This is a genomic window from Novosphingobium sp. BL-S-34, assembly GCF_056857015.1.
The window spans coordinates 2,177,532-2,203,437 of record NZ_CM166472.1; the positions used below are offsets into that span (position 1 = coordinate 2,177,532).

Annotated in this window: 20 protein-coding genes and 1 tRNA gene; 17 read left to right on the forward strand and 4 right to left on the reverse strand. The window is 64.3% G+C overall.

Annotated features, from left to right (window positions below; genetic code table 11):
* Window positions 1-51 precede the first annotated feature (51 nt).
* Window positions 52-1,095 carry a diacylglycerol/lipid kinase family protein gene (locus AC1VV3_RS10395; RefSeq protein ID WP_132269745.1) on the reverse strand — a complete coding sequence of 348 codons (1,044 nt, stop codon included), beginning with the start codon at window positions 1,093-1,095 and terminating at the stop codon, window positions 52-54.
* Between the two features lie 171 nt (window positions 1,096-1,266).
* On the opposite strand from AC1VV3_RS10395, the gene AC1VV3_RS10400 reads away from it, so the two are divergent.
* Together AC1VV3_RS10400 and AC1VV3_RS10405 are read left to right on the forward strand one after the other, a co-directional pair.
* Window positions 1,267-2,403 (forward strand): CDP-alcohol phosphatidyltransferase family protein, encoded by a 1,137-nt coding sequence (locus AC1VV3_RS10400; RefSeq protein WP_482961685.1) that lies wholly within the window; start codon window positions 1,267-1,269, stop codon window positions 2,401-2,403.
* A gap of 13 nt (window positions 2,404-2,416) precedes the next feature.
* Window positions 2,417-2,872, forward strand: coding sequence for an HIT family protein (locus AC1VV3_RS10405; RefSeq protein WP_465127741.1), 456 nt, complete (start codon window positions 2,417-2,419; stop codon window positions 2,870-2,872).
* Window positions 2,873-2,925: 53 nt separating this feature from the next.
* Here the strand turns inward: AC1VV3_RS10405 and AC1VV3_RS10410 are convergent, their stop codons facing one another.
* Window positions 2,926-3,681 (reverse strand): phosphocholine cytidylyltransferase family protein, encoded by a 756-nt coding sequence (locus AC1VV3_RS10410; protein ID WP_431567103.1) that lies wholly within the window; start codon window positions 3,679-3,681, stop codon window positions 2,926-2,928.
* A 180-nt stretch (window positions 3,682-3,861) separates the two neighbouring features.
* On the opposite strand from AC1VV3_RS10410, the gene AC1VV3_RS10415 reads away from it, so the two are divergent.
* Together AC1VV3_RS10415 and AC1VV3_RS10420 are read left to right on the forward strand one after the other, a co-directional pair.
* Window positions 3,862-5,241 carry a lipopolysaccharide biosynthesis protein gene (locus AC1VV3_RS10415; RefSeq protein WP_132269751.1) on the forward strand — a complete coding sequence of 460 codons (1,380 nt, stop codon included), beginning with the start codon at window positions 3,862-3,864 and terminating at the stop codon, window positions 5,239-5,241.
* 37 nt (window positions 5,242-5,278) lie between these two features.
* Window positions 5,279-6,502 carry a M20 metallopeptidase family protein gene (locus AC1VV3_RS10420; protein ID WP_465127742.1) on the forward strand — a complete coding sequence of 408 codons (1,224 nt, stop codon included), beginning with the start codon at window positions 5,279-5,281 and terminating at the stop codon, window positions 6,500-6,502.
* Window positions 6,503-6,541: 39 nt separating this feature from the next.
* Here the strand turns inward: AC1VV3_RS10420 and AC1VV3_RS10425 are convergent, their stop codons facing one another.
* The gene (locus AC1VV3_RS10425; RefSeq protein ID WP_132269755.1) at window positions 6,542-6,832 is read right to left on the reverse strand and encodes a GNAT family N-acetyltransferase; all 291 of its coding nucleotides are present in this window, start codon (window positions 6,830-6,832) and stop codon (window positions 6,542-6,544) included.
* A gap of 62 nt (window positions 6,833-6,894) precedes the next feature.
* Here AC1VV3_RS10425 and AC1VV3_RS10430 point away from each other — a divergent pair, with 62 nt between their 5' ends.
* Complete coding sequence (locus tag AC1VV3_RS10430; protein ID WP_465127743.1) at window positions 6,895-7,890, forward strand: threonine aldolase family protein; 996 nt, start codon at window positions 6,895-6,897, stop codon at window positions 7,888-7,890.
* Between the two features lie 29 nt (window positions 7,891-7,919).
* Window positions 7,920-8,807 carry a DMT family transporter gene (locus AC1VV3_RS10435; RefSeq protein ID WP_482961686.1) on the forward strand — a complete coding sequence of 296 codons (888 nt, stop codon included), beginning with the start codon at window positions 7,920-7,922 and terminating at the stop codon, window positions 8,805-8,807.
* Here AC1VV3_RS10435 and AC1VV3_RS10440 read toward each other — a convergent pair.
* Window positions 8,717-9,577, reverse strand: a complete 861-nt coding sequence (locus AC1VV3_RS10440; protein ID WP_482961687.1) for a Rossmann-fold NAD(P)-binding domain-containing protein — start codon at window positions 9,575-9,577, stop codon at window positions 8,717-8,719. The genes AC1VV3_RS10435 and AC1VV3_RS10440 overlap by 91 nt on opposite strands.
* Before the next feature lie 82 nt (window positions 9,578-9,659).
* On the opposite strand from AC1VV3_RS10440, the gene pepN reads away from it, so the two are divergent.
* The 11 genes from pepN (at window position 9,660) to AC1VV3_RS10495 (ending at window position 25,206) form a co-directional block, all read left to right on the forward strand.
* A complete protein-coding gene (gene pepN, locus AC1VV3_RS10445; protein ID WP_482961688.1) occupies window positions 9,660-12,314 on the forward strand; it encodes an aminopeptidase N in 2,655 nt (884 codons plus the stop codon).
* 16 nt (window positions 12,315-12,330) lie between these two features.
* Window positions 12,331-13,101, forward strand: coding sequence for a peptidoglycan editing factor PgeF (pgeF, locus tag AC1VV3_RS10450; protein ID WP_465128274.1), 771 nt, complete (start codon window positions 12,331-12,333; stop codon window positions 13,099-13,101).
* A 285-nt stretch (window positions 13,102-13,386) separates the two neighbouring features.
* Window positions 13,387-13,920 (forward strand): ubiquinol-cytochrome c reductase iron-sulfur subunit, encoded by a 534-nt coding sequence (gene petA, locus AC1VV3_RS10455; RefSeq protein WP_132269763.1) that lies wholly within the window; start codon window positions 13,387-13,389, stop codon window positions 13,918-13,920.
* 23 nt (window positions 13,921-13,943) lie between these two features.
* Window positions 13,944-15,257, forward strand: coding sequence for a cytochrome b (locus AC1VV3_RS10460; protein ID WP_132269765.1), 1,314 nt, complete (start codon window positions 13,944-13,946; stop codon window positions 15,255-15,257).
* A 28-nt stretch (window positions 15,258-15,285) separates the two neighbouring features.
* Window positions 15,286-16,098, forward strand: coding sequence for a cytochrome c1 (locus AC1VV3_RS10465; protein ID WP_431567107.1), 813 nt, complete (start codon window positions 15,286-15,288; stop codon window positions 16,096-16,098).
* Between the two features lie 92 nt (window positions 16,099-16,190).
* Window positions 16,191-16,727: an adenine phosphoribosyltransferase gene (locus AC1VV3_RS10470; protein WP_465127745.1), complete on the forward strand. Its 537-nt coding sequence runs from the start codon at window positions 16,191-16,193 to the stop codon at window positions 16,725-16,727.
* A 124-nt stretch (window positions 16,728-16,851) separates the two neighbouring features.
* Window positions 16,852-16,925 (forward strand) — tRNA-Gly (locus AC1VV3_RS10475).
* Window positions 16,926-17,091: 166 nt separating this feature from the next.
* A complete protein-coding gene (locus tag AC1VV3_RS10480; RefSeq protein ID WP_134096263.1) occupies window positions 17,092-18,354 on the forward strand; it encodes a tyrosine-type recombinase/integrase in 1,263 nt (420 codons plus the stop codon).
* Between the two features lie 203 nt (window positions 18,355-18,557).
* Entirely contained in the window at window positions 18,558-18,908 is a 351-nt protein-coding gene (locus tag AC1VV3_RS10485; RefSeq protein WP_482961689.1) for a hypothetical protein, read from the forward strand.
* 8 nt (window positions 18,909-18,916) lie between these two features.
* Window positions 18,917-19,504, forward strand: a complete 588-nt coding sequence (locus tag AC1VV3_RS10490; RefSeq protein WP_482961690.1) for an RES family NAD+ phosphorylase — start codon at window positions 18,917-18,919, stop codon at window positions 19,502-19,504.
* A gap of 1,016 nt (window positions 19,505-20,520) precedes the next feature.
* Window positions 20,521-25,206 (forward strand): autotransporter-associated beta strand repeat-containing protein, encoded by a 4,686-nt coding sequence (locus AC1VV3_RS10495; protein ID WP_482961691.1) that lies wholly within the window; start codon window positions 20,521-20,523, stop codon window positions 25,204-25,206.
* The last annotated feature ends 700 nt before the right edge of the window (window positions 25,207-25,906 follow it).

A 25,906-nucleotide genomic window follows, 5' to 3' on the forward strand; every position in this document is an offset into this window, starting at 1 on the left:
GTGCCACAAACCTGGCCAAAAAGTGAGAGGAGAGGGGCCGGATCCGGCGGATCAGGGGACCACGAAAGTCAGCTGCGGCCCTTCCTCGAGCAGGTAGTCGCCCGCAGGGAAAACCTCGCCATCGAGAATGAACGAGCCACCGATTTCCAGGTCTACCGCGCTGGCGCAGACGCGGTGGGTGCCGCGGCGTTCCAGGAACTTGCCGGAAAGGCCAAAGAGGATCGCCGGCAGCAGGGCCATGACCCAGCGCACCGGCCAGTCGATGACGCCCAGCTTCATCCCCGGGGCGACATCGCGGCCGAAGGGACGCGCGCCGAGCGGGAACTTCTCGAAAGTGGTGGCGACGACCATGAAGCGTTCGTCCGCACGGCCCGGCCCGTCATAGGGCAGGTCGCGGCCGGTGTGGCGATCGACCAGGCGCGTCGGGGTGCAGGCGCGCCACGGATTGCCGTCGCGGCCGAACAGCGACTGGATGATGCTCCAGAGGATGCTGAGGCCCACGGCAAAGCTGTTGAAGGCGCCGCGGCGGTGCGCTTCCTGACCGGCCTCGGTCGCCAGCGTGAATACGCCGGTGCCCAGGATGAAGCCCTGCATGCAGCCGCTGCTGCCGTCATTGGCGGAAATGCGCAAGGGACGGCGCGTGAGGGTATTGCCCTTGTGCGCAGCCGCCAGCGCCTCTGCCAGCGACCAGTGGGTCGGCAGGCCGAGGTCTACGCCCAGCGCGTTCGTCTTGCCCTTGGGCAGGATGATGAACGTGGGCCATTCGTCACCGAAGATGTCCGCGCCGCACGTCAGCACATCGCGAACGGTGCCATCGCCGCCGTCGACCACGAGATAGTCCACACCGCGACGGGCAAAGCCGTCAAGCACGCTGTAGAGTTCCGAGCGGGTGCGCGGGGTCTCGGTCAGGATGTTGGAGCAATCCTCCATCTCTGCCGCCCGGCCCTTGTTCCGGTGGCTACGAGGATTGCGAATGATGCCAACGAGAGGAACGGCGCGCCCACGACGCGCCACACGCGCAGGACCAGTGGCCTTGCGCTTGCCGTGCTCGCCGAAGGTCGGCAGCGTTTCGAATTCGTAAATGGTTCCGTACACGGGCCCTATGTAGGGATGCCGCAGACGAAAATCATCAGGAAACATTCACTGACACATTAAGGTTACAGTTGTATGGCGTTTTTACGCCACTTGCAAGACCGGCAAAATCTGCCGCGTTTTCCGCAAGTCCCGCCGTTGCGTCACGCGGTTCCACGGATTACGGCCGAAAACATGGTCACTCAGGACACTCCCCCCCACGCCGCAACCATCGGCGCGAACCCCGTCCAGCTCTGGGGTTTGACGATGGCCGAGCGCGTTGCACGCATCGCCCGGGCGAACGGCGCCTCCTTCGGCAAGGACGCCTCGTCCGGCCCTTCCATCCTGTCCAATGCCGCCTTTGCGTGGGATCCGGCCTGGTTCAAATACGTCACAGCGCGGCCCGGCATGGTCCTGACGCTGGGCGGCATCCCCGCCCTGGCGCATGCGGCCGACGCCGGCCAGGCCGCGCGAATCACCGCCGCGATGACCGCCGGAACGCCGCTCGCCGATACGGCGGGCCTCGATGTCGTGACCTACGAAAGCGGGCCCACCATCGAGAACAAGACGCTCCGCAAGCGCGAGACGCCGTTCCTCATGGCGCTCACGCCCGAGACCGTCCGCACCATCGAGCGTGCCAGCTACTTCGGCGCCTACAAGGGCGTGACCGATGTGCTGACCAAGTACCTCTGGCCCGAATGGGCGCTGGTGCTGACGCGAATCTGCGCGAAACTGCACATCACCCCGAACATGGTGACGGCGGTGGGCGCGGCATTCTGCGTGCTGGCCACGGTGCTTTTCGCTTACGGGCACTACTGGCTGGGCATGGCGCTGGGAATGGTGTTCATGGTGCTCGATACCGTGGACGGCAAGCTGGCGCGCTGCACGATCACGTCCTCGGAATGGGGCAATGTGGCCGACCACGGCATGGATCTCGTCCATCCGCCGTTCTGGTGGTGGTTCTGGGCGACGGGCCTGGCGACCTGGGGCCTGGCCTACGATGACGCGACGTTCTGGTGGGTGCAGGGCGCGATCCAGGGCGGCTACGTGGTGCAGCGCCTGATCGAGGGCGTGTTCATGCGTCAGAACGGCCTCATGCACATCCACGTATGGCGCAAGTTCGACAGCCAGTTCCGCCTGATTACCGCGCGCCGCAACCCGAACATGGTCATCCTGTTCGTGGCGATGCTGTTCGCGCGTCCCGACATCGGCCTGATCGCGGTGGCCTGGTGGACGGCGATTTCCTGCCTCATCCACGCCGTGCGGCTGGTCCAGGCATGGATCGTGCGGGCGCGAGGCGGTACGATCACCTCCTGGCTCTCGGACGCCTGAAGAAGGAACCGCCATGAACGCGATGCAGGGCAATGTCGCAGCCAATGCGACGATGGAAAAGTTCGGGCACCCGCATACCCTCGTTGCGGAATTCGCGCATTGGGTGGTGCTGACCCGTCCGGCACAGCCGACGCTGGGATCGTTGGTGCTGGCGGCGAAATCCGATGCCACCGCCTTTGGGGATCTTCCGGGAGAGGCGCATGCCGAACTCAAGGTCGCCACGGCCGCGATCGAAGCGGCCCTGGGGGAGGCGGTCGGCTATGCCCGGCTCAACTATCTCATGCTGATGATGGTGGATCCCCATGTCCACTTCCACGTCATCCCCCGCTACGAGGGCGCGCGCGAGTGGCAGGGCCGCGAGTTCGTGGACTGCGGCTGGCCGAAAGTGCCCGATCTCGGCCACGCCGTGGCGCTGGAAGGGGATGACCTTTCAGCGCTCGTGGCCTGGCTGAAGGCGCACTTCGGCTGATCGACCGCAAAGCATCGTCCCGGACATGATCCGGGACGATCAAGACGCTCGGCTCACCAGGTATCGGTGAGCTTCGTGGCGATTTCGATGTCGTTGAGGAAATCGACTTCGGCCCAGTCGAGGCCCTCGATGGAGACGGTGCCGACCTTGCCGGTGGGCGCGATCGAATCGATCACCTTGAGATACCAGTGCTGGACGCCTTCGGGCGTGCGCATGGCCTGGCGCACGGTTTCGCGGAACAGGTCCGCCCCTTCGCCGCGGAAGGCGAGGAAGCCGATCGATTCGGAGTTGGACTGCCGGGCCGTCAGCGTCTTGCCGATATGCACGAGCCGGCCGTCCGCCTCGCGCTCCACTTTCATGTCGTCGCTGTCGTAGCCCTCGGCTTTCACGTCGACGGTGACGGTGATCGGCCAGGGCTTGCCGTTCGGATCGGTAGCGCCCTGCTGGACCTTGTTCACGATTTCCTCCGAAACGAGGGTATCGCCGTTCAGGATCAGGAAGTCGCCGCGCATGGCCTCGCGCGCGATCCAGCAGGAGCCGAGGTTGTCGGCCACCTTGAAGAAGGGGTTGAAACGAACCGTCACTTCCACGCGCGGATCGTCGATGCGGTTCAGATGCTCTTCCAGCATGTCGGTCATGAAGCCGGTGACGACGTCGATCCGCTTCACCCCGCCGCGCGCGAGCATTTCGATCTGCCATTCGATCAGCGACTTGCCGGTGAAGTCGATCATGCACTTGGGCCGCTCGGCGGTGAGGGGGAGCAGGCGCGAGCCCTGGCCGGCGCTGAGGAGGATGGCGTGTTCGATCATGGATTTTCGCGCTTCGTCAAAGGGGGGAGATGCCCCGCATCTAGGGATTGCCGGCCAAAAGGAAAAGATGCGGCGGGAAAGGCTTGAGCCGGGGCCGCGGGTATTAATTCATTCAGCATGGGGACATCCCTGATCGGCACAGCTTGCAAGTCCCTTCCCCCTCGTTCACATGCAGCCGCGATGTCCGCCAAATTTCACCGCCGTGAGAGCAAATCTCCGCTAGGGCGGATACTCCAGAACACTGCCTGGCTGCTGGGCGGCAAAGGTTTCGGCGCCGTTTGCGGCATTGCCTACCTCGCCATCCAGACCCGTTCGCTGGGCCTCAAGGATTTCGGCCACTTTTCGCTGATCTTCGGAACGGCGCAGGCGCTGATCGCGCTGGCCAGCTTCCAGACCTGGCGCGTCGTCGTGCGCTACGGCAGCGAGCACGTCCATGAAAAGGACTGGGGCAAGCTGGGCCGCCTGGGCATGCTCTGCGGCCTGCTGGATGCCGTGGGCGCGATCATCGGCTGCGGGCTGGCGGCGGTCCTGATCTACGGCTTCGCCCATATGCTGGAGCTGAACCCGCATTTCATCGACGTGGCCTTCTGGTTCTGCGTGGGTTCGCTCTGGGCGCTGGTCTCCGCGCCCACCGGCATCGTCCGCGCGCTCAACCGCTTCGACATGGCCGTCTATGTAGAGGCGATCGTGCCCAGCGGCCGGCTGGCGGCGTCGCTCGTCATCTGGATGACCGGCCCCAGCGTCGGCCGCTTCCTGTTCGCCTGGGCCGCGATCGATATTCTCGAAGCGCTGCTCTACTGGATCATGGCGCGGCGGCTCTGCCCGGAGGCCGTGAACCTTTCGAACTTGCGCAACTGGCGCAAGGCGATCGACGAGAATCCCGGCGTCACGCGCTTCTTTATGCAGACTTACGTTGCGTCCACGCTGGATGCGGCGATGAAGAACGGCCCGCTGCTGATCGTCGGCGCCTGGGTCGGCACCAAGGCGGCGGGTCTCTATCGCCTCGCCTCGCAGCTGTCGCAGGCGCTGAGCAAGCTGTCCTCGCTGCTGACGCGCTCGGTCTATGCGGAAGTGGCGCGCGCGCGCGTCTCCTCGGCCGCGGCGGAGTTCCGCAAGCTGGCGCTCCAGACCAGCAAGATCGCCGGCCTGGCCGGGATCGTGGTGGTCACGGTGGCAGTGCTGCTGGGCAAGCAGATGCTGGAAGTGATCGGCGGCGACGATTTCGAACAGGGCGCCGCGATCCTCGTGCCCCTGACGCTGGCGGCCAGTTTCGACCTTGCCAGTGTCGCCTTCGAACCGGTGCTCCATGCCACCGGCCGGGCGCGGCATTCGTTGGTGGCCCGCCTGATCGCGCTGATCGGCCTGGCGGTGGGGCTGGTGTTCCTGCTTCCGGTCGGCCCCAGCGGTGCGGCCTGGGCGGTCGCGGTGGGCGGCGCGGTGTCCTACATCGTCATGGGCCTTATGGCCTGGCGCACGCTCCAGCAGATCGACCGGAACGAGATCAGCATCATGCCCGATCCCGAGGGCGATCTGCCCGTGGCCGATTCGGCCGTGACCTGACGCTCGACAGGCGCGGCTGGAGGGGTATCATGCCCCGATGCTCTCTACCGCGAACACTCTGGCCAAGGAGGCTGCGGGCCTCGCCGATCGCATCGTCGCGCTGCGCCGCGCCATTCACGCCGAACCCGAGATCGGGCTGCACAACCCCAGGACGCGCGACAAGATCCGCGCGGCGCTGGCCCATCTCCCGCTCGAATGGCGCGAAGGGCCCTCGACCACGGGCCTCGTCGCCACGCTGAAGGGCGGCGCGGGAAGCGGCGGCTGTGTGCTCCTGCGCGGCGATACCGATGCCTTGCCCATGCCCGAGGAAACCGGGCTTGACTTCGCCTCGACCGTGCCCGGCGTCATGCATGCCTGCGGGCACGACACTCATGTCGCCATGCTGGCGGGCGCGGCGGAAATCCTGGCCGCCCGCGCGGAAAGCCTGCCCGGCGAAGTGCGCTTCATGTTCCAGCCGGGGGAGGAAGGCCATCACGGCGCCCGCTTCATGCTGGAAGATGGGCTGCTGGGCGGCGAGGGGCAGGACCGGGCTCTGCCCGATGCCGCCTTCGCGCTCCACATCATGCCCAATGCCCCGCATGGCGTCATCGGCGGGCGCGCCGGGCCGCTGATGGCGGCGGCCGACGAATTGCGCATCACTGTTACCGGGCGCGGCGGTCACGCCTCGATGCCGCACGACACGGCGGACCCCGTGCCCGTCGCCTGCGAAGTGGTCTCGGCGATCCAGACCATGGTGGCGCGGCGTTTCAGCGTGTTCGATCCGGTGGTGGTGACGATCGCCCGCATCGAGGCGGGCAGCGCCCACAACGTCATTCCCGACAGCGCGCGGCTGACCGGCACGATGCGCACGCTCTCGCGTGAGAATCGCGCGCGGCTGAAGGACGAATTGCCGCGGCTGGTCGCGGGAATCGCCGGGGCGCATGGGCTGACCGGCGACACGACGATCCTCGACGGCTTCCCGGTGACGATCTGCGATCCGCGCGCGGTGGCCCTGGGCGAGGGCGTGGCCCGGGACCTGTTCGGCAGCGAGGCGTTCCGGCGCCTGCCCGATCCGATCATGGGCGCGGAGGACTTCGCCTATGTGCTTGAAAAAGTGCCGGGCGCGATGTTCTTCCTGGGCGTTGCCCCGGAAGGCGCGGACTGGAAGCACTGCTGCGGCATCCATTCCACCCGCATGATGGTCGACGAAAGCGCCCTCCCGCGCGGTTCGGCCTTCCTGGCCGGCCTCGCGCAGGACTGGCTCGCGCGCGGCTTCAGCTAAGGCAGACGACGCCCTCGGCCGAGGCATGCGCTCAGCGAATCAGGCCTTCACGTCTTCCCACTCGGGATGCCGCCGGAAGGCCGCGACCACGTAGCTGCACAAAGGGGCGATCTTGAAGTGGTTCTCCCGCGCGTCGGCGACCATCGCCTCGACCAGCCGTGCCGCCACGCCGCGATTGCCGATTTCCGAAGGAACGAAGGTGTGGTCGGCATAGTGGACGCCGTCGCGAGTCTGCCAGGTCAGCTGGCCGGTGGCGTCGCTGTCCGCAAGGTGCGCCTGGTATTCGCCGCCGGTTGCGGTCTCGTGCTTGGTGATGGTGACGCCTACCATGGACATGTCTCCTGAAAAGGTCCGCTTGACGGCGCGTGCGTCCGCTTACAGGGCATATGGTCATGAAATTCCTCTCCGACAACGCCGCAAGGGTCCACCCGAAGGTCTGGAAAGCCATGATGGCGGCAGACGCTCCCGATTCGCCTTACGACGGCGATGGGCTGAGCCTGGAGCTGGACGCGCGCTTTTCCGCGCTGTTCGGGCGTGACTGCGCGGCGCTCTGGGTGGCGACGGGAACGGCGGCGAACTGCCTGGCGCTTTCCGCCATGGTCGAGCCGCACGGCGCGGTGATCTGCCACCGCGAGGCCCATATCGAGATGGACGAGGGCGGTGCGCCCGGCTTCTATCTCCACGGCGCCAAGCTGCTGCTGGCCGGCGGAGAGGGCGCCAAGATCGCGCCCGATGCCATCGCCGAAGTGATCGACCCGATTCGCGACGGCGTGCACCAGGTGCAGCCCCATGCGATCTCGATCACTCAGGCCAGCGAATATGGCCGCGTCTACCGGCCGGGCGAACTGGCCGCCCTTGCCGATTTCGCACGCGATCGAGGGCTGGGCCTGCATATGGACGGCGCCCGCTTCGCCAATGCCGCGGCGTTTCTCGGCGGCAGCGCGGAGATGACGGCGGGCGGCGTGGATGCGCTCAGCTTCGGCATGGTGAAGAACGGCGCCATGAGCGCGGAGGCCATCGTGTTCTTCGATCGCTCCATGGCGGAGAAAGTGCGCTTCCGCCGCAAGCGGGCAGGGCACCTGCAATCGAAGGGCCGCTATCTGGCGGCGCAGATCCTCGCCATGCTGGAAAGCGACCTCTGGCTGGACAATGCCCGCGCGGCCAATGCGGCTGCCGCCGAGATCGCCGTCGCCGCCGGGGACCGTCTGCTGCATCCGGTGGAAGCCAACGAGATATTCCTGACGTCCACCGCGGCGGAGCGGCTGGCGCTGCGCGAACAGGGCTTCGCGTTCTACGACTGGGGCGATCACGCCGCCCGCCTCGTCACTGCCTGGGATTCGCGCGAAGACCATGTCGCGGCCCTCGCCCAAGCGATTGCCGGGCTGTGAGCGGCGCGGCCGAGCCTGTACCGGGCTTCATGAAGCCTGCCGTGGCGCTGCCGTTCCTGCTGGTCGCGCTGATCTGGGGATCGACCTGGTTCGTCATCACCGGGCAGATCGGGGAAGTGCCCGCCAGCTGGTCGGTCGCCTGGCGCTTCGTGCTGGCGACGCCGGCGATGTTCCTGGTGGCGGTGGTGATGAAGAAGAGCCTGAGGCTCGGCACCGCGGGCCAGTTGCTGGCTCTGGCCGTGGGCGTGGCGCAGTTCTGCGGGAACTACAACTTCGTCTACCGCGCCGAGATGCACCTCACTTCGGGTATCGTCGCGGTCATGATCGGGCTGCTGCTCGTGCCCAATGCGATCCTGGCACGCCTCCTGCTGGGCCAGCCGATCACCTGGCGCTTTGCCATCGGCAGCGCGATCGCCATCGCCGGCCTGGCGCTGCTGCTGCTGCACGAAGCGCACGAGGCCCCGCTGGGCGGCAAGGTCCTGCTCGGCACCGTCTTCGCGCTGATCGCGATGATGTGCGCTTCGGTTTCGAACGTGATCCAGGCCAACGACACCGGCAAGGCGCTGCCGATGGTGAGCCTGCTGTCCTGGGCCATGCTCTACGGAACGCTGGCCGATGTCGCGATTGCCTGGGCTCTGGCCGGTCCGCCGGTGATCCCCGACGATCCGAAATACTGGATGGGCACGGCCTATCTGGCCATTCTCGGTTCGGTGGTGACGTTCCCGCTCTATTACACGCTGATCCGCCAACTGGGAGCGGGCAAGGCGGCCTACAACGGGGTGATGGTGATCATCATCGCCATGCTGATCTCGACCGCGTTCGAGGGTTATCGCTGGTCGCTGCTGGCGATTGCCGGGGCGGCGCTGGCGACGGTCGGGCTGGTCGTGGCGCTGAGGGCCCGCAGCCCTTCGCGGTAAGTGGGGAAGCGCAGGCGCCAGCCAAGCACGCGTTTCGCCTTGCCGTTGGCTATGCGGCGGTTCTCGGCATAGAACCCTCGCGCCATGGCCGACAGCCGCGCTTCCTCCACCGATTGCATCGGCGGCAGCGGCTGGCGGAGCAGGCGGCAGGCTTCCTCCACCAGGCTATTCTGGCTGCACGGCAGGTCGTCGGCCAGATTGTAGGCCCCGGCCGGTCCTTCCAGGCCGGCGATCACGCCGGAAGCGATGTCTGCCACATGGACGCGGCTGAACACTTGCGCGGGCAGGGCGATCCGGTGCGCGCGGCCTTCGAGAACCCGGTCCAGTGCCGAGCGACCCGGACCATATATGCCGGGCAATCGGTAGACCCGCGCGCCCAGTTTCAGCCATTCGCCGTCCGCCTCGGCCCTGGCGGTGCGCCGCCCCGTGCCGACCGGCGCGCTCTCGTCCGCCCAGGCGCCGCCGGTGTCGCCGTAGACCCCGGTCGAGGAAAGATAGGAGAGCGCCAGCCCCTTCAAGGCATCGCCGTAGCGCTCCAGCACGGGATCGAGCGGCTCGCCCCGGCCTTCCTTGACGGGCGGAACGGAGGACAGCACATGATCGGCATCGGCCAGGGCCAGGCGCACATTGCCTTCGTCTTCGAAGGAGAGCGTACCCTCGCTGCCGGTAGAGATCACTTCCCAGCCGCGGGCCGAGGCCCGATCCGCGATCAGCCGCGCGGTATAGCCCAGCCCGAAGATGAACAGTCGCTTCGGTATCGCGGCGGGCATCGGCGGGGCACTCCTCTTGATTCGCGTGTGAATTCGTCGCGCCATGACTGGCATTCGATGCACAAGGCTCTAGTTTAGCGGCATGGACATTGCCAGCACCCCCGCCACGCCCGACGCCAATCCGCAGATCGCCGATGCTGCCCCCGCGCCGCAGGCGCCGCCGGTCATCCACCGGGAGGACTATCTGGCCCCGGCCTGGCTGGTGCCGCAGATCGCGCTCGATTTCCGCCTGGGCATCGACGAGACGCATGTGCTCTCCACGCTTTCGGTCCGCCGCAATCCGCAAGGCAACGGCACCGCGACGCTGCGCCTGAACGGCGACCAGCTCACCCCGCTGGCGATCCGCGTGGATGGCGAATCCGTGAACGACTGGCGCATGGACGGTGCCGACCTGCTGGTGGAACTCAGCGGCGAAGCGCACGAGCTGGAGATCGAGACCGCGGTCAAACCCGCGGCCAACAGCCAGCTCATGGGCCTCTATGCCTCGAACGGCATGCTCTGCACCCAGTGCGAAGCCGAAGGTTTCCGCCGCATCACCTTCTTCCCCGACCGGCCGGACGTGCTCTCGACTTATTCGGTGCGCATGAGCGGCGACAAGGCGCGCTTCCCGATCCTGCTCTCCAACGGCAACTGCACCGCCACGGGCGAGGGCGAGAACGGCACGCACTGGGCGGAGTGGCACGATCCCTGGCCGAAGCCGAGCTACCTCTTCGCGCTCGTCGCAGGCGATCTCGTTGCCAACCATGCCGATTTCACCACCCGCTCGGGCCGCAAGGTAGACCTCAACATCTGGGTGCGCCCGGGTGACGAGCAGCGCACCGGGCACGCGATGGATTCGCTGATCCACTCGATGCAGTGGGACGAGCAGGCCTTCGGGCGCGAGTACGATCTCGACTTGTTCAATGTCGTCGCCGTGTCGGACTTCAACATGGGCGCGATGGAGAACAAGGGCCTCAACGTCTTCAACACCCGCTACGTCCTTGCCGAGCCGGAAACCGCCACCGACGCCGATTACGACGGTATCGAGAGCGTGATCGGCCACGAGTATTTCCATAACTGGTCGGGCAACCGCGTGACCTGCCGCGACTGGTTCCAGCTCTCGCTCAAGGAAGGCTTCACCGTCCTGCGCGACCAGCTGTTCAGCGCCGACATGGGCAGTGAGGCCGTGAAGCGCATCGAGGATGTGCGCGTCCTGCGCTCGGCCCAGTTCCCTGAGGATTCCGGGCCGCTCGCCCATCCGATCCGGCCTGATTCCTATCAGGAAATCAGCAACTTCTATACGGCCACCGTCTACAACAAGGGCGCCGAGGTGATCCGCATGATGCGGACCATGGCCGGGCCGGAGACGTTCCGCCAGGGCACCGACCTCTATTTCGACCGCCACGACGGCGAGGCGGCGACCTGCGAGGACTTCGTCAAGGCCATCGAGGACGGCACCGGGCTCGATCTCGCGCAGTTCCGCCTGTGGTACTCGCAGGCCGGCACTCCGCAAGTGGCCGTCGAACTGGCGCACGAGGGCGAGACCGCCACGCTCACGCTGACCCAGATCGTGCCCGCCACGCCCGGCCAGCCCGAGAAGCAGCCCGTGCCGATCCCCTTGCGCGTCGCCCTGTTCGATCGCGACAGCGGCCGTCATTCGGGCGAGCAGCTCGTCGTGCTGGACAAGGGCAGCGACAGCTTTGCCTTCGAAGGCTTCGCGCGCCCGCCGGTCGTTTCGATCAACCGCGGCTTCTCGGCGCCCGTCGCCATCGACATGGAGCGTTCGAACGAGGATCTCGTCTTCCTGGCCGCGCACGACGACGATCCATTCGCCCGTTACGAGGCGATGCAGAGCCTGGTCGTGCAGCATCTGGTAGCGGCCGTGGGCGGCGGGCTTGCGGATGCCGCCCGCGCCGAAGGCCGCCGGGCGATCGGCGAGGCTTTCGCCGCGGTGCTGGCCGACGCGGCGCTGGATGACCTGATGCGCGGCGAACTCATGGTCCTGCCGGGCGTCGCTTACCTGGCCGAGCAAGTGCTCGTGGCCGATCCTGCCGCGATCCATGAGGAGCGCGAGGCGCTCAAGGCCTGGCTGGGCGGCGAACTGGCGGAACTTCTGGGAACGCTGCACGACCGCGTCTCCGCGCTGCCCTACAGCCGCGATGCCGCCGCCCGCGGCGCGCGCAAGACCAAGGCCCAGGCGCTGGTGCTGATCGCCGCAGGCGATGCCGCCGAGGGCGCGCGCCGCGCCATCGCGCAGTACCGCGCGGCCGACAACATGACCGACCGCCAGTCGGCCCTGACCGTGCTCTGCAACCTCGACGGCCCCGAACGCGAGGAGGCCCTGGCCGATTTCCTGCGCCGCTATCAGGGCAATGCCCTCGTCATCGACAAGTGGTTCGCGCTGCAGGCAGGCTCGTTCCATCCACAGGTCCTGGAGCATATCGAGGCGCTGGCGCGGCACCCGGAGTTCACGCTGAACAACCCCAATCGCGCCCGCGCGCTCTACATGACGGCGGCGGTGAACCCGAAAGCCTTCCACGACGCCAGCGGCGCGGGCTACCGGATGATCGGAAATCTGATCCGCCAGCTCGACCCGATCAATCCGCAGACCACCGCGCGCTTCGTGCCGCAGCTCGGGCGCTGGCGCCGGATCGAACCGGGCCGCGCGGCGATGATGCGCGCGGAACTGGAGAAGATCGCCGCCGAACCCAACCTCTCGCGCGATGTGCGCGAACAGGTGAGCAAGAGCCTTGGCTGAATCGGCGGGCGATTCCGTGGCCGAGGCTGTCGAAGTCAACCGGGCGGGCGTGCTGGAAGGGCTGCCGCACGGTTTCCTCGGCCGCCGCGGCGGGGTGAGCAGCGGGGAGGTCGAGGGCCTCAATGTCGGCCTCGGTTCGGGGGACGAACCGACGGCGGTGGCGGAAAACCGCCGCCGCGCCGCCGATGCCGTGCTGCCCGGCGCACCGCTGGCCTCGGTCTACCAGGTGCATTCGCCCGATTGCGTGACCTTGGGAGAGGCGCTCTGGTCCGATGCCGAGCGGCCCCATGCCGATGGCCTTGTCACCGATCGCCCCGGGGTGCTGATCGGCGTGGTCACGGCGGACTGCGCGCCGGTGCTGCTTGCAGACCGGGAGGCCGGCGTCGTCGGCGCGGCCCATGCCGGCTGGAAAGGCGCCATCGGCGGCGTCACCGACAGCACCATCGCTCGGATGATATCGCTGGGCGCGGCGCGTTCGCGCATCGTCGCGGCAGTCGGCCCCTGCATCTCGCAGGCTTCCTACGAAGTGGACGAAGGCTTCCGCAGCCGCTTCCTGGCCGGGGAAGACGGCAATGCGCGCTTCTTCTCGTCCGGGCGGGAAGGGTACTGGCAGTTCGACCTGGAGCACTATGTCGCCGCGCGGCTGGAAGCGGCCGGAATCGGCGCGGTGGAGCGCCTGGGCCTCGATACTTATTCAGCGCCGGAGCGTTTCTATTCCTACCGCAGGGCCACCCACCGGGCCGAGGCCAGCTACGGACGCCAGATTTCGGTGATCGGACTGGCCTGAGCTTGCCCCGTTCACGGCCCGACAGAGGGCTTCGCCGAACAGTTATACCTTGAATTTGTTGATGACGATCCATCCCTGCCCAACCAAAAAGGCGGTTGGCAGGGCTGGCTTCCCTGTATATCAGGGCCGCAAAGTCGGTATTCGTTTCGGGTCGCTCCCGAGGCATCTAACCGTCAACGGGGGGCCGTTTACGGGGATACCAGACAAAAAATAGAATTGGTCAGGAATCTGGGCTTGCTACCGGAATCCCGGGAGTAGGTTGTCAATAACAAGGCAAGGGCAATCATGGCAGAAGCAGATGGCGTGCGGCGGCGCGATTTCATCAATATCGCCGCGGTAAGCGCGGCGGGTGTCGCCGGCGTGGGCATCGTCGTCCCGCTGGTCAGCCAGATGTCCGCATCCGCGGACGTTCTCGCGGCGTCTTCGACCGAGATCGACATCTCGTCGATCCAGCCCGGTCAGGCCATCAAGGCAATCTTCCGCAAGCAGCCGGTCTTCGTGCGGAACCTGACGCCGCATGAAATCACGGAAGCCAACAAGGTGGACGTTTCCTCGCTGCGCGACCCGCAGACGCTTGAGGAACGCACCAAGGAAGGCAAGGAAAACTGGCTCATCACCATGGGCGTGTGCACCCACCTCGGCTGCGTCCCGCTCGGCGCCGGCGAAGGGGAGCCACGCGGTGAATTCGGTGGCTACTTCTGCCCCTGCCACGGTTCTTCCTACGACACTGCCGCCCGTATCCGTAAGGGCCCCGCGCCCAAGAACCTCGAAGTTCCGGACTACGCGTTCACCACCGACACGGTCGTAAAGATCGGTTGAGGCCAAGAGAGAGGATCAAGAACATGAGCTTTCCCTGGGCCAAGGAATACAAACCGAGCCATCCCTTCATGCAGTGGATGGACGACAGGCTGCCCCTGCCGCGCCTCGTCTACAACTCGGTCGGCGGCGGCTATCCGGTGCCGCGCAACCTGAACTATTTCTGGAACTTCGGCTTCCTCGCCGCGCTCTGCCTCGTCCTGCAGATCGTCACCGGCATCGTCATGGCCATGCACTACGCGGCCAATACGCAGGTCGCCTTCGACACTGTCGAACAGACCGTGCGTGACGTGAACTGGGGCTGGATGATGCGCTATGCGCATGCCAACGGCGCCTCGGCTTTCTTCGTCGTCATCTACGTCCACATCTTCCGCGGCTTCTTCTACGGTTCGTACAAGGCCCCGCGCGAGATGGTGTGGCTGCTCGGCGTCGTGATCTTCCTGCTGATGATGGCCACGGCCTTCATGGGCTACGTGCTTCCCTGGGGCCAGATGAGCTTCTGGGGCGCCAAGGTCATCACCGGCCTGTTCGGCGCGATTCCCTTCGTGGGCGAACCGCTCCAGCAGTGGCTGCTCGGCGGCTTCGCCCCGGACAATGCCGCGCTCAACCGCTTCTTCTCGCTGCACTACCTGCTGCCCTTCGTCATCGTGGGCGTGGTGATCCTGCACATCTGGGCGCTGCATATCCCGGGCTCCTCGAACCCGACCGGCGTCGAAGTGAAGACCGAGAGCGATACGGTTCCCTTCTACCCTTACTACGTAGCCAAGGACGGCTGGGCGATCGGCGTCTTCGCGATCCTGTTCTGCACCGCGCTGTTCTTCTTCCCGAACGCGCTGGGCCACCCGGACAACTACATTCCGGCCAACCCGATGAGCACGCCCGCGCACATCGTTCCCGAATGGTACTTCTGGCCGTTCTACGCGATCCTGCGTGCCTTCACCCAGGACTTCTTCTTCATCCCGGCCAAGCTCATGGGCGTGCTGGCGATGTTCGGCGCGATCCTCGTGTGGTTCTTCCTGCCCTGGCTCGACCGTTCGCCGGTCCGCTCGGGCTCGTACCGGCCGCTCTATCGCAAGTTCTTCTTCTTCGGCCTGATCCCGGCCATGGCGGTGCTGTTCTACTGCGGCGGTGCGCCTGCGGCCGAACCCTACGTGATGTTCAGCCAGATCGCGGCGCTCTACTACTTCGCGCACTTCCTGATCGTCATCCCGATCGTCTCGGCCATCGAGAAGCCCGACCCGCTGCCCTTCTCCATTACGGAATCGGTGCTGGGCCATGACGAAGGCGCGCAATTGCGCCCTGCCCATGGCGCCACCGAAGCCGTTCACGGCGAAGCGTGATCAACAGCTAGAGCGAAAGACGATAGACATGGCACGCATTCTCTCGATCCTCGTCGGGCTGTTCTTCACGGTAGCCCTGGCGTGGTCCTTCGGCAAAGGGGCCTACCAGCAGATCACCGAACCGCCGGCCGCCACCGCGGAGCACGAGTTCCACCTCCTCCCCAAGGAAGTGAGCTTCGCCAGCGACGGTGCTTTCGGCAAGTTCGACCGCCAGCAGCTTCAGCGGGGCTTCCAGGTCTACAAGGAAGTCTGCTCGGTCTGCCACGCGATCCGCCACGTCGCCTTCCGTGACCTGGCTGCGCTCGGCTACAACGACGCCGAAGTGAAGGCCATCGCCAAGGGCTTCCAGGTTCCGGTCTACAATAACGCGACCGGCGAAGTGAACACCCGCGAAGGCATGACGACCGACTACTTCCCGCCGGTGATGTACGGCGGCCAGGGCACCCCGCCCGACCTGTCGCTGATCACCAAGGCTCGCCACGAAGGCCCGGCCTACGTCTATTCGTTGCTGACCGGCTATCAGAACCAGCCGGCCGAGCTTCTGAAGAAGTTCCCGGATTCGAAGACGCCCGATGGCCTTCACTACAACCCCTACTTCGCGAACCTCAACCTCGCGATGCCGCCGCCGCTCACCGCCGATGGCCAGGTGACCTACAGCGACGGTACCAAGGCCACCAAGGACCAGATGGCCAAGGACGTCTCGGCGTTCCTGATCTGGACGGCCGAACCCAAGCTCGAAAAGCGCAAGCAGACCGGCTGGCCGGTGCTCGGCTTCCTGCTCTTCGCGACGATCCTGGGCTATATGTCCTACCGCAACATCTGGGCCGGCAAGAAGCACTGAGGCTTCCGCCAGAACCCTGAGGAAAGAGGCCCCCGCCAGCGATGGCGGGGGCCTCTTTCGTTTGTCCGCCAAGCCACCTAAGGAGTGGGGTCATGACCCTCGACGAGATCAAGGCGCTGGTGCGCACCGTGCCGGACTTCCCCAAGCCCGGCATACTGTTCCGCGATGTGACGACGCTGGTCGGCGATGGCCCCGGTTTCGCCGCGGCCGTGGAACTCATGGCGGAGACCGTGAAGGCTTCCGGCGCCGAGGTCATCGCCGGTGTCGAGGCCCGCGGGTTCATCTTCGGCGCCGCCATTGCGGCGCGGTTGGGCCTGGGCTTCGTCTCGATCCGCAAGCCGGGCAAACTGCCGGTCCCCGTCATCGCCATCGACTATGCGTTGGAATACGGCACCGACACGCTGGAAGTCGATCCCGAGGCCGTGGGAGAGGGCCACCGCGTGATCCTGATCGACGACTTGCTGGCCACGGGCGGCACCGCGCTGGCCGCCGTCGAACTGCTCCGCCGCGCGGGAGCGACGGTCGACCACGCCCTCTTCGCCATCGACCTGCCCGACCTTGGCGGTGCGGAACGCCTGCGCACCGCCGGCATCACGCCTCACGCACTCCTGAATTTTCCCGGCCACTAAGGCCGAAGCCCGTTTTCCTTCGCAACAAGTTGCAAGGAAGACGTTGACGAGGCCGGTCCTGTCGTGGCAAGCGGCTGCCACGACGCTGGACACAGTCCCTCGATCCGGACTGGCCCTGAGATGGGCGGGTATAGCTTAGTGGTAAAGCTCCAGCCTTCCAAGCTGGCTATGCGGGTTCGATTCCCGCTACCCGCTCCATTGCGTTTCTCACAGGTGCCCAAAAGGGCTCCTGAATGGCTGTTTTCCGCCATTCTTGGGTGTTATAATGTCCGGGCAGTTCCGGATATGTTCACCAACATCTCAGTCAGAGTTGGCGCCATGAATGGTCCTGCGGTTCTGTTGAGCTGTTGGAGGTACCATCGCGATGACGCGCGAATCACAAAGATCTGGTCTCTCGGCCACGGCGGTCGATCGCGCCCGCCCGCGGGAAAAACCTTACAAGCTGTCTGACCGTGACGGGCTCTACCTGCTCGTGAAGCCTTCCGGCGCCCGCTATTGGCGGATGAATTTCAAATTGCATCAACTCCAACGCACCGCCTCATTCGGACGCTATCCGGAAGTCAGCCTCGCCGAGGCGCGCCAGCGGCTGCTTGAAGCCCGCCGGCAGCTCAAGCAGGGGATCGATCCGGTCTATCAGGCCAAGCTCAACAAAATGGCCGCCTCGATCGCAGCGGGCCACACGTTCCGGTCCGTGGCAGAGGAGTGGCTGGAGAAGATGCGGCTGGAGGAAAAATCGGCCAAATCGATCAGGAAGTGCGAATGGCAGCTGAGCCTCGTCATGCCCGATATCGGCAATCGCCCGATCTCGCAGATCACTGCGCACGAGGTTCTGCTGTCACTCAAGAAAATCGAAAGCACGAGAAAGTTTTACACTGCTACCAGCCTGCGAGCGCTGTGCGGCCAGATCTTTCGCTATGCGGTTGCGACGGCGCGAGCGGAGCGGGACGTGTGTGTTGACCTGCGCGGCGCTCTCGTAACCCCCAAGGTTGTGCACCGGCCAGCCATCACGGCACCCAAACAGGTCGGAGCGCTCATGCGGGCCATCCATGACTATGACGGCGCGAAGTACACCAGCATCGCGCTGCGCCTGCTTGCCCACACGTTCGTCCGTCCCGGCGAATTACGGCATGCCGAGTGGAAGGAGCTCGATCTTGACCGCTCGGTCTGGATTATCCCGCCGCACAAAATGAAAATGCGCCGCCCGCATACGATCCCGCTTTCCCGTCAAGCGCTCGCAATTATCGGGGAGATCGACCACGGCGAGAATTTCAGCATGTATCTGTTCCCGGGAATGCGCTCGACCAAGCGACCCCTGTCGGACAACACGATCAATGCGGCGTTGCGGCGGATGGGTTATGAAAAGGATGAGATGACCGCACATGGCTTCCGCGCGATGGCGGCCACTTTGCTGAACGAAATGGGCACCTGGAATCCGGACGCAATTGAGCGGCAGCTTGCCCACGCGGAGCCAAATTCCGTTCGCCGAGCTTACACGCGAGGCCAGCACTGGGACGAGCGGGTCCGCATGATGCAGCATTGGTCGGATTACCTTGATCAGCTGCGAGGAGGCGCTGAGGTCATTCGCCCTGACTTCGGTCGGAGAGGGCCGAAGCTGACGCTCGTGTAGATTGGTGCAGTCAGTGGAACGGCTCCGTCGGGCGCGGCGCAGGGTTTAGGAAGGTTTGCAGCATTTTGTTTAAGTCCACGCATCCGCGACGAAGGTTTCGCTTTGAAATTCAAGGCGCGCTCAGGCCTCAAACGCCCTCGAACCTTGGATGCCGGCACGGGCGACGCTACAATGGGCCAAAATGATTGCGTAAGGCACGTGTTATGGGTCTATCGGAGTATACCGATGATGGGCTTTTTGCTCCGAACAAAATCGCGGCGGCATTTCGCACGACCAGCGGCGAAGTAGCTCGTTCCGCAGGCCTCGGCCGTGACGCCGTTCAGCGCAAGGAGCGGCTGCGTTCCGACAAAACTCAGCGCCGGCTGCGGGAAATGATCGAAGTCATCAACAAGGCGACCCCTCGCTTCGGGTCGAACCTTATCGCCTACGCTTGGTATAGATCTGAACCGCTGCCGGGCTTTTCGAGCCAGACCGCGATGCTGCTTGTCCAGGCAGGTAGGGTCAACGAAGTGCTCGAATACATAGATGCGGTGGATAGGGGCGTTTACGCCTAGCCGATTCAATGAACTACCAAGGCAAGCTTTATAGGGCGTTGAACCCGATCTACGCGCGTGAGCCGTTTTCCGGCCGTGGCGCCGAGATCAATGGCGACCGCTTCAAACCCAAGGGAACAGCGGCTCTCTATCTCGCAACGTCGTTTCAGACAGCGATCAAGGAAGCAAATCAGGTTGGGGATCTGCAACCGACGACGATGGTTTCTTACGAGGCCAATATCGACGACATTCTTGACGGCCGCGATCCAGCTAAACTCGAGAAATTTGAAATGAGCCGGTCGGGGCTAGCCAACCCGATATGGCGAGATCAGATAAAGGCCTTAAGAAGGCTTATACTCAAGTCTTTCTCGAGACCCCTAATCTCGCAGGGGGTTAATGGCGTCTTGGTGCCAAATTTTGCGCGGGGGACCACCGATAGCGATATATATCTCGTTGTCCGGAAGTGGGCAGACGGGCCGCGCTCGGAAAATCATTCTCATCGACGACAAGGGACGGCTTCGGTTGATAGGTTAATAAGGCTGGCTCGGCGCGAAGTAGCCGCTCGCCTATCAGGTCAACGCGAAGGGCTGTATTGGATTTTGTGCTGCGCGCCTTAGCTTATTGAACATGCGGGATTCTTCGTCATCATTGAGGTCGGGCGGTAGACATTCTGGAAACCTCCGTTTGTCCGCACTCTCTGCCATAGTGGGCACGCAGCGGCATTCCTGAATCTTGAATAGCAAATTGCCAGATTTTCGCCCAGCACCGGTTTGGCTGAAATCGCCAACGCCGGGGTCGCCGCGGCTTGCGCCTTATCTCGCCGAGCCCAATTCCGTTCGCCGGGCCTACACGCGAGGGCAGCACTGGGATGAGCGGGTCCGCACGGCGCAGCATGGGTCGGATTACCTTGACCGGCTGAGGGGAGGCGCGAAGGTCATTCGACATGACTTTGATCGGAGAGGGCTGAAGCTGACGGTCGTCTAGAAAAGTGCAGTCAGCGAAACGCGTTACAGCAGATCGGAGCAATCTCGTCCTCGGCAGCGTGAACAGCTTGCGTCGGGGGCACCATTGTGAATGGCGAATTGTCTCGGCCCCTCGCCGGCTACCGGCAAAGACGACGCGCTAGCCTGACCTCCAACGTCACCGGGCGAATCGGATAACCTTGATTGTTTTTGATACCGGGATTTGTCGAAATTCATGCGCTAATTGGGTTATTTTATAGGAACAGAGAAGGTTAATGGTTTGGCAACTAAAGCAGAGTAGATGCGACCGAAACATGAAGCTTCATTGAGACGCAATAGAGTAGGGCAGCCGAAAAATGGGGGGCATTTTGTGACACATTTCTACCTGAATTCTCAGCAATCTTCCTGACGTGACGCACCCGGGTCCGCTCTCGCACCGGTGAGAAGTCCGTCGCTTTCGTGCCTGGCAATCTACGACTTCGCGTGAGCAGGGACTGCCGCCGTCTGCCCTAATTGCTCGTGTCCCTTTCCGGTCTGGCGGAGCGACGAACCTAGCTTACGTTCAAGCATAACAACGAGGCTCATACATGCCCCTCTACAGTTCGACCTTCGCCCCTCGACGCTCTGCAAATGCGTTCGCCCGATCGCTCCTTGCGAGCTCTGCGATCTTTTTGGTAGCCACTACCAGCCCCGCGCTCGCAGCAACGACGACGCTTACCCCGTCCAACAATCCGGGCTCGGCCGATCTCGGGGCCGGCGACAGCCTGGTCCTTACTGGGGGCTCGGTCGTTGTCGGCAGCGATTCTGCGGGCGATTTCACCTATGACGGAAAGGTCAGCGGCGATGGCGGCCTTGCCAAGGCCGGAAGCCAGACGCTCACCCTGAACGCGGCGAACAGCTATGCCGGAGGCACGACGGTGACGGCCGGCACGCTCACGGCCGCTGTCGAAAGGGCCCTTCCAACGAACGGTGATGTGATCGTGTCCGGCGGCACCCTGAAGCTCGACGCGGACCAGACCATCGGAAACCTTAGTGGTACCGGCACTGTGAATGTCGGCTCCTCGACACTGACCACCAATGTCACGAGCGGCACGACGCGTTTCGATGGCTCGATCACCGATGCGATCCAGGAACTCGGCTACATCGGGTCATGGAAACTTGGCAGCGGCCCGTATTGGGGTACCAACCCGCAAGTCCTCAACGCGCAGGAGACCGCAGCGCTGCTGTTCGGCGGTGATGCCTCGGATTACTCGATCTCGAGTGTTTCCTCGAACGTTGCCGCCATCGATTACATGGCCTGGGGATCGGGCTATGCAGGCTTCGCGACCTCCACGCCTGTCGCCCAGAACTACTCGGTCGATGCCGGCGCTGCCGGCTATGGCCAGTCGGGCGATTTCTCGACGTACGTCTCTGACTGGAATTCGGACAAGGTGAACTACGCCTTCGCGCTGGTCGACACCAATGGCGGCGGCGGGATCACCAAGACCGGCGCGGGTGCGCTCATCCTGGGCGGCACAAACACGTACACGGGCACCACGCTGATTCAAGAAGGTGCGCTCGCACTCGATGGGGGGAGTGCCATTGCCGATACCGGTGCCGTTGAAATCGGCAGCCTCGGCACGCTCGAGATCATGAGCGACGAGATGATCGGCAGCCTTGCGGGTAGCGGCAAGGTGCTTCTCGATGCCAACCTCACGGCTGGCGGTAACAATGCCGACACCACCTATTCCGGTACGATCACGGGCGCTGGTGGCCTTGCGAAGATCGGCACCGGCAGCCTGACGCTCGCCGGGACCAACGACTACGCGGGTACCACGAGCATCTCGGCAGGCACGCTGGCGCTCGCCGGGGGGAGCGCAATTGCCGACACTGGCACCGTCGAAATTGGATCCGCGGGCACGCTGCGCGTCCTCGATGCGGAAACCATTGGCAGCCTTGCCGGAAGCGGCAGCACCGTACTCGATGCCGATCTCACGACAGGCGGCAAAAATGCCAGCACCGCCTATGCCGGCTCGATTTCCGGAAGCGGCGGCCTTACCAAGACCGGCACCGGCACGCTGACGCTGGCAGGGACCAACACCTACGCCGGCACGACCTCGATTTCCGAGGGAACGCTTGCAGTCTCCGGCGGCAATGCGCTGTTGGATACCGGTGCGGTCGAGGTCGGTTCGGGAGGAACGCTACGCGTTGCCAGCGCCGAGACCATCGGCAGCCTCGCCGGAAACGGCAGTGTCATCCTCGATGGCGATCTCACGACCGGCGGCAATGACGCCGACACCACCTATGCAGGCTCGATCTCCGGAAATGCCGGCCTCGTCAAGACCGGCACCGGCACCCTGAAGCTCACCGGCCTTAACTCCTACGCAGGCGGTTCGAGCGCGCTGGAAGGCACTCTGGTTGGATCGAGCTCCAGCATTTCCGGTGACCTTTTCGTCGATGCAAGCGCGATCACCGTATTCGACCAGTCGCAGAACGGCACGTATGCCGGCGCCATCAGCGGCAGCGGCGCGGTCGTGAAAACGGGCAGCGCAGCGCTGGGCCTCTCGGGCGATTCCTCCAGCTTTGCCGGCACCACGCAGATCGACGAAGGGCGCGTCATCCTAACCGGTGCGCTCGGCGGAAGCGCGACGATCTCTGAGGGAGCAATCCTCCAGGTCGGCAGCGGTGACACGGCAGGCAGCCTCCTCGCCGACGCCCGAAACGAAGGCACGCTAGTTTTTGCCGGTTCGGCGGATGCCGTGCATGACAGCGAAATCAGCGGCACAGGTTCGCTCGTCAAGACCGGCACCGGCACGCTGACGCTGGCAGGGACCAATACCTACACCGGCACGACCTCGATTTCCGAGGGAACGCTTGCAGTCTCCGGCGGCGATGCGCTGGCGGATACCGGTGCGGTCGAGGTCGGCTCGGCCGGTACGCTGCGCGTTGCCAGCGCCGAGATTATCGGTAGCCTTGTCGGAAACGGCGAAGTCATCCTCGATGGCGATCTCACGACCGGCGGCAATGACGCCGACACCACCTATGCAGGCTCGATCTCCGGAAGCGCCGGCCTCGTCAAGACCGGCACCGGCGCCCTGAAGCTTACCGGCCTCAACTCCTACGCAGGCGGTTCGAGTGTGCTGGACGGCACTCTGGTTGGATCGAGCTCCAGCATTTCCGGTGACCTTTTCATCGATGCAAGCGCGACCACCGTATTCGACCAGTCGCAGGACGGCACGTATGCCGGCGCCATCAGCGGCAGCGGCGCGGTCGTGAAGACGGGCAGCGCAGCGCTGGGCCTCTCGGGCGATTCCTCGAGCTTTGCCGGCACCACGCAGATCGACGAAGGGCGCGTCATCCTAACCGGTGCGCTCGGCGGAAGCGCGACGATCTCTGAGGGAGCAATCCTCCAGGTCGGCAGCGGTGACACGGAAGGCAGCCTCCTCGCCGACGCCCGAAACGACGGCACGCTACTTTTTGCCGGGTCGGCGGATGCCGTGCATGACAGCGAAATCAGCGGCACAGGTTCACTCGTCAAGATCGGCGACGGCACCCTGACGCTCGCCGGTAGCTACCTCTACTCCGGCGCAACGGTAGTCGAAGGCGGTAGGCTCAAGCTGGCGTCCGTGCTTAATTCCGCGACCACGCTACAGGTCGATGCCGGCACCTTCGATATTGGCGGTCTGACCCAAACCGTCAGCGCGCTGAGCGGCGAGGGCGGCATGGTGCTGATCGGTGCGGGCGGCGAGCTCACAGTCGATCAGTCCAGCGATACCGCCTATTACGGTACTCTCGCCGGCACCGGCGATTTCATGAAGGCCGGCTCAGGCACGCTCACGCTTCTGGGCGACAACACGTTGACCGGCGTGATTACCGTCGCCGACGGCGGCCTGGAAACGAGCGGCGAGCTTGCCGCCACCGTCGCGGTGGATGACGGCGCCTACCTTGCAGCCACCGGTTCATTGGGGGGGCTCATCGTCCGTTCAGGCGGCACCGTCGCACCAGGCGGCGCTGCAATCGGCACGCTCACCGTCAACGGCAATGTCCAACTGGCAGCCGGATCGACCTACCAGATGACAGTCAATGCCGCGGGCTCAGGCGATCTCATCGCGGCGACGGGCACTGCTGGGATTGATGGCAGCAAGCTCGAGATCCTTGCTAACAATGGCAGCTACGCGGACCTGACCCATTACACCGTGCTCACGGCGGCAGATGGCGTGGAGGGCACGTTCGCCAGCGTAACCACCGACCTCGCCTTCCTCACACCGATCCTCAGTTACGATACGACGGCCGCCTATGTGGACCTCTTGCGCAACGATGTCTCGTTCGCGGACATCGGGAAGAGCCGGAACCAAAAGGGGGTCGCAGCCAAGGTCGAAATGCTAGGCATCGACAGTTCGCTCTACCGCTCGGTGCTTTATATGAATGGCGCTGGTGCGCGCAGCCAGTTCGACCAACTGACCGGCGAAATCCATTCCTCGATCCAGACCGCGATCCTGAGCGACGCAGCGCTGGCCCGCCAGGCGGTTCTCGAACATGTATCGACGACATCAGCCCGCTCGGGGCTGTGGCTGCAGGGCCTCTCCAACTGGGCGACAATTTCGGCGGACGGCGAGGCGTCGCGCACCAGGAGCGACGTTCAGGGCATAATCGGCGGTTTCGACCTTGCGCTCGACGAAGCGAACGGGCTGCGCATCGGCACGGCCTTCGGGTACACCGACGACACTTCGCGTGCGGCGGCTGTGTACAGTAAGGCACGGCTCAAGGGCGCGCACTACCTCGGTTACGCGGCGGGCAATGTGGCCGGCTTTAAGCTGCAGCTCGGTGGCGGCTACAGCCATTTTTCGAGCGATGTGACGCGCAGCCTCGAAATCGCGCAGGAAAGCCAGTCGTTCATCTCCTCGTACAACGCCCGTCTTGTCCAGGGCTTTGCCGAAGCTTCGCATGCCTTCGCCGTGGCAGGCGGCTCGGTCGAGCCCTATGGCCGAGTGGCCATTGCCAACATCAAGCGCGAAGCCTTTGCCGAAACCGGCGGTGATGTCGCGCTGATCGGCGCTGCGGCCGAGGACACGACGACAATGTCCTCGCTTGGCATGCGTTTCGAGACGCCTCAGCAAGGACCCGTCTCCGTGCACGGCAAGCTTGGCTGGGATCATGTCTGGGGTAACGTCTCGCCGGTGACCGATATGTTGCTGGCAGGCACGACCGGTAGCTTCGAGGTCTACGGCGCCGCCCAGTCACGCGACAGCGCGGCGCTGAGCCTCGGCATTGCCTTGCGCCTCGAGGAGAACATGACGCTTTCTGCCGGTTATGACGGACGCATCGGCACCCAAGGCGTATCCAGCGCGGTTCAAGCTGCAATCGCTTTCCGCTTCTGAGCCTGCGAAACTCGAAATATGCGCGCCGTTTCCTTGCGGTGCGAAAGCTGGAGACCTCCTTCCTAAGCGGGAGGAGGTCTTTTTGCAGACGGGGCGGCAATGCTGATCGATTGCGTGAAGCTAAAATCGCATGCACCGGTCGTATTCAGCCCGACATTCCGCCTTCGCCCAAGGGGCCTCCTCGCGACGGCTATGCTCTCCCTTTAAAAGGAGATCAGCAACGACGAATTCTGCATTAAAACCATGTAAGTTGCTACCTGCCGGGATTTCTAAGGCAAACGTTTGGGAGACCGCGTCGGTATGGCGACAATTTTGAAGGGTTTCGTCATAGCCAGGATACAGCCGGGAACGGCTTACTTATCATCGGTTACTCGGAGCGAGCCAAGCTTTTCTTCAGTTGAGCCGAAGCTGAGTGCGCTACCTTCCGCCCAGCAGGCTGCTCGTGAAAACTACTCCGTAACCCCAATCGCGAAAAAACGAGATTGGTCACGGAAATTTCCGCGCAGTTTGGTTAGGTTTGGCACGAGAACGCTTGTTGCCCTCACACCCTTTCTGGGGCCGTTTAAAATATCTGAAACATGGAAAGCTACTTTTCCTTGCTGGGGAAGCTTGCCTAAAGTCTGCATATCTTAATTTGGCGCAAAGAAAGCGTCGCACGGACGCTGAGGCTGGACGAGCGAATTTGCAATCTCGCTTTCTC

Coding starts and splice junctions, on each gene's coding strand:
- AC1VV3_RS10400 (WP_482961685.1), top strand. CDS start 1,267: ATGGTCACTCAGGACACTCCCCCCCACGCCGCAACCATCGGCGCGAAC.
- AC1VV3_RS10405 (WP_465127741.1), top strand. CDS start 2,417: ATGAACGCGATGCAGGGCAATGTCGCAGCCAATGCGACGATGGAAAAG.
- AC1VV3_RS10410 (WP_431567103.1), bottom strand. CDS start 3,681: ATGATCGAACACGCCATCCTCCTCAGCGCCGGCCAGGGCTCGCGCCTG.
- AC1VV3_RS10415 (WP_132269751.1), top strand. CDS start 3,862: ATGTCCGCCAAATTTCACCGCCGTGAGAGCAAATCTCCGCTAGGGCGG.
- AC1VV3_RS10420 (WP_465127742.1), top strand. CDS start 5,279: ATGCTCTCTACCGCGAACACTCTGGCCAAGGAGGCTGCGGGCCTCGCC.
- AC1VV3_RS10425 (WP_132269755.1), bottom strand. CDS start 6,832: ATGGTAGGCGTCACCATCACCAAGCACGAGACCGCAACCGGCGGCGAA.
- AC1VV3_RS10430 (WP_465127743.1), top strand. CDS start 6,895: ATGAAATTCCTCTCCGACAACGCCGCAAGGGTCCACCCGAAGGTCTGG.
- AC1VV3_RS10435 (WP_482961686.1), top strand. CDS start 7,920: ATGAAGCCTGCCGTGGCGCTGCCGTTCCTGCTGGTCGCGCTGATCTGG.
- AC1VV3_RS10440 (WP_482961687.1), bottom strand. CDS start 9,577: ATGCCCGCCGCGATACCGAAGCGACTGTTCATCTTCGGGCTGGGCTAT.
- pepN (WP_482961688.1), top strand. CDS start 9,660: ATGGACATTGCCAGCACCCCCGCCACGCCCGACGCCAATCCGCAGATC.
- petA (WP_132269763.1), top strand. CDS start 13,387: ATGGCAGAAGCAGATGGCGTGCGGCGGCGCGATTTCATCAATATCGCC.
- AC1VV3_RS10460 (WP_132269765.1), top strand. CDS start 13,944: ATGAGCTTTCCCTGGGCCAAGGAATACAAACCGAGCCATCCCTTCATG.
- AC1VV3_RS10465 (WP_431567107.1), top strand. CDS start 15,286: ATGGCACGCATTCTCTCGATCCTCGTCGGGCTGTTCTTCACGGTAGCC.
- AC1VV3_RS10470 (WP_465127745.1), top strand. CDS start 16,191: ATGACCCTCGACGAGATCAAGGCGCTGGTGCGCACCGTGCCGGACTTC.
- AC1VV3_RS10480 (WP_134096263.1), top strand. CDS start 17,092: ATGACGCGCGAATCACAAAGATCTGGTCTCTCGGCCACGGCGGTCGAT.
- AC1VV3_RS10485 (WP_482961689.1), top strand. CDS start 18,558: ATGGGTCTATCGGAGTATACCGATGATGGGCTTTTTGCTCCGAACAAA.
- AC1VV3_RS10490 (WP_482961690.1), top strand. CDS start 18,917: ATGAACTACCAAGGCAAGCTTTATAGGGCGTTGAACCCGATCTACGCG.